Raw genomic sequence first — 7,973 nt, forward strand, 5'->3', positions numbered from 1 at the left:
GAGCCCGTGTCATCAGCGGGGTCCTGGTGTGCTGTGACTCCATGCTGCCAGGTTTCGTCGGCTCGCGAAGTATCTCCGGCTACCCGAAAACGGATCCTCGAATTCGATCTTCCGTGCCAGCAGCTGTAGTGGTGTCGAAAAGTCTTGTGGCGCAATGTTTTGTATCGTCGGATACAGCGGGTCGCCGAGGATCGGGATTCCCAGAGAATTCATGTGCACCCGCAACTGATGGGTCTTGCCGGTCCGCGGCAGCAGCCGGTAGCGGGCGATCGCATCGTCGGCGCCGAGCACGTCGATGCGACTGACCGCATTGATCTCGCCGGGAACCTCCCGGGCCTGCAGAACCCCACGATGCTTCTCGATCCGGCTGCGGACCTCCCGAGGAAACGCCCGATCACGCGAGATCGGGGCGAGCGCCTCGTACTCCTTGTACACCCGCTGTTCGGCGAACAATGACTGATAGGCCCGCCGGGCACCGGCGTGGACCGTGAACAGCAGCACCCCGGCGGTGAGCCGATCCAGTCGATGCGCGGGACTCAGCTCGGGGAGATCGAGCTCCCGGCGCAGCCGCACCAGCGCCGTCTCGGTGACCCACCCGCCGCGGGGCATCGTGGCCAGAAAGTGCGGCTTGTCCACCACGAGCAGATGCCGGTCACGGTGCAGAATGTCGACGGCGAACGGCACCGGAACCTCGACGGGCGGGTCGCGGTAGAGGAACACGAACTCGCGCGAGGCGAACGGCGTGTCCTCGGTGATCGCCGTTCCGTCTCCGGTCACGACCTCACCCAGGGCGACCTTCTCGCGCAGACGTGTCGTGTCCTCGGGGAAGCGCGCCGTCAGATAGCGCAGGATCGTCGACCATTCCGCGCTGTCTGGGAGGCGCAACCGCGTCGGATTCAGGCCGTCGCGGACGGGAAGCGGAGCTGGTGGCACGGCATCAACGGTAGCGGCGTGTGCTGCGCTGCCGGACGGCCCGTACGGGTTCGCAGGTCACCGGCGCGGGTAGCCGTACCCGACGGGTGGGCGCGTCGGCGGATCCGCACCTGTCGATCGAGCACACCCCCCGCCGCAACGAATGGAGACGGCCGTGAAAATAGGATACAAGCTCTTCGCAGAGGCCTACTCACCGACCGAACTGGTTCGCCAGGCGGTGCGCGCCGAGGAAGCCGGATTCGATTTCGTCGAGATCAGCGACCACTACCACCCGTGGCTGCACGATCAGAACCACGCGGGTTTCGCCTGGTCGATACTGGGTTCGATCGCCGCGACGACATCCAGGATCGGCCTCGCTACCGGCGTGACCTGTCCGTTCGTTCGCTACCACCCGGCGATCGTCGCCCAGGCCGCAGCGACGACGGCTCTCCTCTCCGACGGCAGGTTCGTGCTCGGGCTGGGGACCGGGGAGAGACTCAACGAGCATGTGGTCGCACGCGGCTGGCCGGCCGCCTCGACACGCACCGCGATGCTGCGCGAGTCGATCGAGGTGATCCGCCTGTTGTGGAGCGGCGGCTATCACAGCTACGACGGACGCCACATCCAACTCGAGGATGCGCGCGTATTCGATCTGCCGGACGCGCTTCCTCCGATCGTGGTCGCGGGATCGGGCGGACCGGCGGTGACGACCGCCGCCGAACTGGGGGACGGACTGTTCGCGACGGACGCCGACCCCGATCTGGTCGCGATGTACACGGCGGCCGGCGGTACAGGGCCGCGCTATGCCGAAGTGTCGTTGTCGTGGGCGCCGAGAGCTTCGGATACGGCCCGGACGCGGAACGCCACCTGGCGAGGATCCGGACCTACGCCGACGCCGGATTCGACCACCTGGCGCTGGTGAACGCCGGGCCGGACGTCGACGGGTTCTTCCGCTTCTCTGCGGACGAACTCGCGCCGGCGCTGCTTCCCCGCGCCGATACTCCCCGCCGATACTCCCCGCTGATACGCCCCGAACTGCGACATTTCGGTATAGCGCAGGTTACGGATCGGACCTCACCGAGTGAAACGGTGACCCTGGCGATACGCTGAGGCGTCGATTACGGATATGAGAGAGTGACCGACGTACGTTCAGGTATCTCACCGGAGGTGCCGCGGCCCGCCGCCGTGATGCGAGCGTGGCCGGTGTCCCGAACAGGACACGCCGACACACAAGGGGAGCTTGGTGTGACAACTTCGTCGATGACCGGAAGGCGGCCGCGGGGGGTACGCGCGCTGGTTCGAATGCTGGTGGCGGCTGTGATTCTGCCGCTCGCGGTGGCATTCGTCGGTGTGGGGACGGCCTCTGCCGACCCGTACAGTCGCTTCACCGAGGACTGGGTGCCCGCACCCGGTGGTGTGGGACAGATCAAGGTGCGCATCTGGTTCGCGAACAACGGCAGTAACAAGGCCGTGTACCTGCTCGACGGCCTGCGCGCGACCGACGATGTCAGCGGTTGGGAACACGAGACCAACGCCGCGTGGCTCGCCGACAACGGCATCAACGTCGTCATGCCGGTCGGCGGCCAGTCCAGCTTCTATGCCGACTGGTATGCCCCGAGCAACTTCAACCGCCAGCCCTACACCTACAAGTGGGAGAGCTTCCTCACCCAGAACCTGCCCGACCACCTCTCGCGCTACGGCATCAGCCGCAGCAGCAATGCGGTCGTCGGCCTGTCGATGGGCGGCAACGCCGCGCTGATCCTCGCCGCCTACCACCGCGACCAGTTCACCTTCGCCGGTTCGCTGTCCGGCTACCTGAACCTGTCGGCGCCGGGCATGCGCGAGGCGGTCCGTGTCGCGATGCTCGATGCCGGTGGTTTCAACTCCGATGCCATGTGGGGACCGCCGTGGAACCAGGCGTGGCTGCGGCACGACCCGTTCGTGGCCGCCCCGAACCTGCGCGGCCTGCCGATGTGGGTCTCCGCGGCGAGCGGCCTGCCGGGCCAGTACGACCGTCCGGGCTCCCTGGTCGGGGCGTTCAACACCACCAACGCGATGGGACTCGAAGCGCTCGCTCTCGCCCAGAACCGGGCATTCCAGGTGCGGCTCGCGACCCTCGGCATCGACGCGCACTTCTCGTTCCCCGCCGTCGGCACCCACACGTGGGGTTACTGGCAGGACGAGCTGTGGGCGATGCTTCCGATGATGAAGAACGCCATTGGCGCGTGAGGTTCCGCCGCTGAGTGGCCGCACCTTCGTGGTGACCGGCGCCACCAGCGGCGTGGGAGAAGCTACCGCCCGAGCGCTCGGCGCGGCCGGTGCACACGTGGTGCTCGCCGTTCGCAACGTGGTCAAGGGTGAGAACGTCGCCGGGCAGATCGGGCCGAACACGACGGTGCGCCGGCTCGATCTGTCCGACCTCGCGTCGGTACGCGAATTCGCCGCCGGCATCGGTGAGACGCACGACCAGATCGACGTACTCGTCAACAATGCCGGGGTGATGGCGCTGCCGCTGGCACGCACCGTCGACGGTTTCGAGATGCAGATGGGTACGAACCACTTCGGGCACTTCGCGCTGACCGGGCTGTTGCTCCCCACGATCACCGACCGGGTCGTGACGGTGTCCAGCGCCGCCCACCGCGCCGGGCGTGTCGATCTCGACGATCCGAACTGGGAGCGTCGTCAGTACAGCCGTTCCGGGGGCTACGCCCAGTCGAAGCTCGCGAACCTGCTGTTCAGCCTCGAACTGGAACGACGGCTCGAGGCGTGCGGATCGCCGGTGCATTCGATCGGCGCGCACCCGGGGTACGCGGCGACCGGGGTCGGCGGCAACACCGGAACCTGGTTCGACCGCCTGTTCGGGGTCGGCAAGAAGGTATTGCAGCGGTCGCCGGCGCAGGGCGCCGAATCGGTGGTGTACGCCGCAACCGACCCGGCGTTGCGCGGTGGGTACATCGGGCCGGGCGGCTTCCTCGGCCTGTACGGGTCGCCGCACGTCGCCTCGTACTCGTCCCGCGCCCGCGATGTGGAGACCGCCAGCCGGCTGTGGGAGTTGTCCGAACAGCTCACCGGTGTCCACTACGAATTCTGAACCGGCGCACTCGACCGTCTGCTCGCTCGGCGATCAGCGAAGTGGACGCAGCCCGATCATCGAGCGAGCAGAGACGTAGGTGTACCGGTCTCCGGCGTGGGTACCGAGGGTGCCCCCGCCACCGAGCGCATCGGGATCGTCGTCGACCGCGCGGAACGGGATATCCCACACAAGCTCTCCCGTCCGGGCGTCCAGCGCCCACAGTCCGGTGTGATCGGACTGCACGACGAGGTCTCCGCTGCGGCCCAGCACCGTGCCGGACCGTTCGGAGTCGATCTGCCACAGCACGGTCCCGGTGCGCAGGTCGAGGCCGGTCTCGGTGTGTGTGGTCCGATCGGACAGCAGCGCGACGTCGCCGAGTACGGCACGCGCCGTACCCAATCGGGTGTTGGCGTTGTATTCGTCCGGTTCCCGCGGCACCGACACCAGATCGGGGGAGGACCACGCCGGGATCCCGGTCACCCGGTCGTAGGCGCCGTCGGCGAGTAGAGCCGGGACGGTGTCGTCGGTGGGATCGTCGAACGCGAGCGACTGTGCCGCGGCGGAGTCGGTGGCGGCGATCACGGCTCCGGTGCGATCGATCAGGTCGGACCCGGTGACCAGATTGCCCTCGCATTCGACGTGCACGCGCACAACCAGCGCGCCGAGCGTCGGCTGGACGCGGGAGCAGCCGTCCACCCGTGCGGTCCACGTCGGGTCGCCGGTGCCGAGGTCGAACCCGGCGATGTCGGTACCGAGCACGACAAGACCCTGCCCGTGGGTCACATCGAGAGCGTCGGGCAGAGCGCCGTCGTCCCAGCCGGTGCCCATGTCGAACGCCCGGGTGAAGTACGTGTCGGGATCGGCGAGAGTTCCCGCGCGCACCCGCACGTCGTCGTCCTCGACGCTGCCTTCCGCGACATAGAGGCGGTTGCCGGCGGCAGCGATCGCGAAGGTACCCCACTCGGTCGGGACACGGGTGATCTCGCCCGTCACGAGGTCGTAGCCGACCAGCGTCGGGTCGCCGGACCAGCCCGGAGTGAAACACACCAGGGTGGCATCGACCGCAGCATCCGCGCATCCCCCCACACCGTCCGCGGGGCTGCGCCACCGAACCTGCCCGGAGTCGGCGTCGACACCGACGAGGACCGCGTCCTCCAGGTCCATGCCACCCGGAACACCGACGAGTGTGACGAGAGTGTCGCCGAAATCGAGGAAACCCGGCATGCCCCAGTCGTATTCGCTGCCGTACACCGGGTCGCGGAACCGCGCCGACTCGTTGCCGTGGACGGTGGACGCCTCGACCGTCCAGCCGAGCCCGGGCGCCGCGTCGGCGGTGCCGGTGATCTTGCGGGTACCGTCGCCGTCCGCATGGGCAATCACCGCGATCGCACCCGCGGTGGTCACCGCGGCGGCGATCGCGGCACACAGCAGGTTTCGTCGTGCACGCGGCATCGCCACTGCTACACCTCCAGACCCGGCGTCATTGCGATCTGTTCGAGTCGCTCCAGCGGAAGCGGTTCGACCGGTGTGTCGGCGCGGGAGATGACGTCGACCCGGGTACCGGACGGGCGGGTGACGGTCACGGTGCGGGTCACACTCGTCACCGCGACCGAACCCGCCGCCGTCGCCTGCGTCGCGAGCATGTACTCCCGCTGCTGAATCACCGTGCCGTCCGCCAGTTCACTGGTCTCGACGAACCCGCTCCCGGTGACCGGGGTGGTCGGCGCCTCGTTGCCGGACGTGACGGACGGGCGTGGTTGCCCCGCCGCGACCGCGACGGTCAGCATCGACTCGCCACCGGGCGCCCGGACGCGCACAGTCTGGCACACGCCGCCTCCGAAACCAGCGGGTCGGAGTGCGCCGAGTGGGCGTTCCACGCCGAGATCGACGACGGGAATCCCGGCCAGCACACCGTCCAGTCGCGCGGCGGTCGCCTCGTCGATCGGGTCGCTGTCGCCCGGCGACGAGCAGGATTCCGGGACGGTCGGCGTACCGGGCGGAACCGGTGTGCTCACCCGCAGTTCGGGCACCGAGACCAGCGCGACGAGTTCGTCGACGCTCAGCGGGGGACGGCCTGAATGTATGGCCTCCCCGGACGTTCCGTCGGTGTCGTCGGTGTGCGCGCTGATCTCCGAGCCGCCCGGCGCATATGCCTGCGCGCTCCGGAAAACCGTTCGCACCCCGTTGGTTTCGGACCACGAATCGTTGACGTCGACGACGGTGCCGTCGCCGAGCACACGGCGTTCGTCGAGCAGGCCGGCGACGCACGGCGGGACGGGCGCCGTCGACGCGCGGACGGACAGGGACAGCGACCCGGCCACCTCGCCGCGGCGGACCGTCGCATAGGCCGTCGTGAAACCGCCGAACAGGGCGCGGTCCGCGTCGTTCTCGACGGCCGGGTCGAGGATCGGCCCGAACAGCAGGGATTCGCGCGGCGACGCGAAGACCAGGTCGACGTCGCCGGGCAACCCGCGGATAGCGGCGTCGGTCATCGCAACCGCTTTCGGTCCCGAGAACCACGGATACGCGGGGTTGTCGTATCCGAAGTCGCCGCCGGCGAAGGAGAGGAATCCCGCGTCGTCATCGGGAGGTTCGACCCTCTCGCATCCGGGGATGGTCGTCGGGTAGGTCACCGGTTCGGTGACGTAGGTGTACTCCTCGGGAACGGGCAGCACCGTCGTCGTGGTTGTCGGGGGCGCGGTGGTCAATTCGGGTTCCGGGTCGTGCAGCAGGCCGCTGACGATCACCCCGCACGCGGCGATCGCGACGAACGACAGCCCGTACGTCCACGCCGTGACCGCGCGCGACGAGCCGAATCCGGGGTCGCTCATCGTGTTCCGCACCTCCACCTCGACAGGTTCGAACCACCCTACGTGGTCACCCGTCGCGGTGAACGTGCAGAAGTTGTCGCGGCGCGCCGAGACGCAGCAACAACTTCTGCACACTCGGCTGCCCGGCGTGGTGTTCGCTAATCGATGATCCAGGAATCGGGCGCCGTGCTGCACGCGCCGGGTACGGGCAGCGCGCCGCGGGCGCACAGGCCCGTCTGGCCCACCAAATCTAGCGTGTGATAGGTAGCGGCGCAGGAGGTCGCCGGGCGAAACCTCGCTGTCGACGGTGCGCAGCGCGGCGGCCAGACCGTCGCCACGGGCCAACCGGTGGATTGCGACGACCGTGGCGGAATCGGGTTCCGGGGAAGGCGGAAGCCCGTGTCGCTGTTCCGTTCCCGCCAGTTCCGTCCACATCCGTCCGGTGGCGCGCAAGGCCTCGTCGGCTGCGGCGGTGACGGACCCGGACCGGACGGGCACCCGTTGCCGGGATTCGCCGAGCACACTCGACGCGACCGCGGCCAGTTCGGCGGGCCCGAGTCCGGTCCACGCACCGGAGCGTAGGCATTCGGCAACGAGCAGGTCGTTCGCGCAATAGATGCGGGCCAATCGTCGCCCATCGTCGGTGACGTGCGCGTGGCCGCCGCGCGGATCGAGCACCACGTGGCCACGTTCGTCGAGAAGGTTCAGCACCGCGTCGAAGGTGCCGGTGAGATGGCCGGTGACGGCCGCGACGCGGGCGCGCATGGTGGCGGTGTCGTCGCCGAGCGCGCGGCGCCGGCCGGCGAGTGTGAGCAGGCGGTCGCGGTCACCGCGTCGATGCACAGGGTGGGATCGCACGGCCCGAGCAAGTGCCGTCACCACCTCCAGGGAAGCCGTACCGCGTGCAGCCACGAGCCGATCGCGCAGTGTCAGATACTCCGGAAACCCTTCGGTGGCAGCGAGTTCGGTGTCGATTTCGCGCAGCGTCGCGGTGTTCGCCTGTGCTGCTGCAGTGAGCGCCGAGACGGACTTCTCGGCTTGGAACTGGGCGAACGAACGACGCAGGAGGTCGCGGGAGGCGGGGCCGCCGAGCCGATCCACCAGGTTCACCGCCGTGTTGTAGCCGACGCGCAGCGAACTGGTCAGCGGATAGGTGCGGGTGGAGGCGAGTCCGGCGA

The 7,973-nt window shown here is 68.7% G+C and carries 5 protein-coding genes and 1 pseudogene; 3 read left to right on the forward strand and 3 right to left on the reverse strand.

Annotation, left to right across the window (positions count from 1 at the left end; genetic code table 11):
- Positions 1-12: 12 nt before the first annotated feature.
- Complete coding sequence (locus tag WAX14_RS13370; protein WP_422628541.1) at positions 13-933, reverse strand: pseudouridine synthase; 921 nt, start codon at positions 931-933, stop codon at positions 13-15.
- Between the two features lie 154 nt (positions 934-1,087).
- On the opposite strand from WAX14_RS13370, the pseudogene WAX14_RS13375 reads away from it, so the two are divergent.
- From WAX14_RS13375 to WAX14_RS13385, 3 genes and pseudogenes are all read left to right on the forward strand, one after another.
- A pseudogene (locus WAX14_RS13375) lies at positions 1,088-1,899 on the forward strand (TIGR03557 family F420-dependent LLM class oxidoreductase); the annotation flags it as partial.
- Positions 1,900-2,172: 273 nt separating this feature from the next.
- Positions 2,173-3,141, forward strand: a complete 969-nt coding sequence (locus tag WAX14_RS13380; protein ID WP_422628542.1) for an alpha/beta hydrolase — start codon at positions 2,173-2,175, stop codon at positions 3,139-3,141.
- Positions 3,131-4,003, forward strand: a complete 873-nt coding sequence (locus tag WAX14_RS13385) for an oxidoreductase (protein ID WP_422628543.1) — start codon at positions 3,131-3,133, stop codon at positions 4,001-4,003. The genes WAX14_RS13380 and WAX14_RS13385 overlap by 11 nt, the downstream gene beginning before the upstream one ends.
- A gap of 33 nt (positions 4,004-4,036) precedes the next feature.
- On the opposite strand, the gene WAX14_RS13390 is transcribed toward WAX14_RS13385, so the two are convergent.
- Positions 4,037-5,437 (reverse strand): PQQ-binding-like beta-propeller repeat protein, encoded by a 1,401-nt coding sequence (locus tag WAX14_RS13390; RefSeq protein ID WP_422628547.1) that lies wholly within the window; start codon positions 5,435-5,437, stop codon positions 4,037-4,039.
- Between the two features lie 8 nt (positions 5,438-5,445).
- A partial coding sequence (locus WAX14_RS13395) for a hypothetical protein (protein ID WP_422628544.1) occupies positions 5,446-7,973 on the reverse strand: 2,528 nt, incomplete at its 5' end.

The sequence above is a fragment of the Rhodococcus sp. (in: high G+C Gram-positive bacteria) genome (assembly GCF_049299235.1).
Lineage (GTDB): Bacteria > Actinomycetota > Actinomycetes > Mycobacteriales > Mycobacteriaceae > Rhodococcus.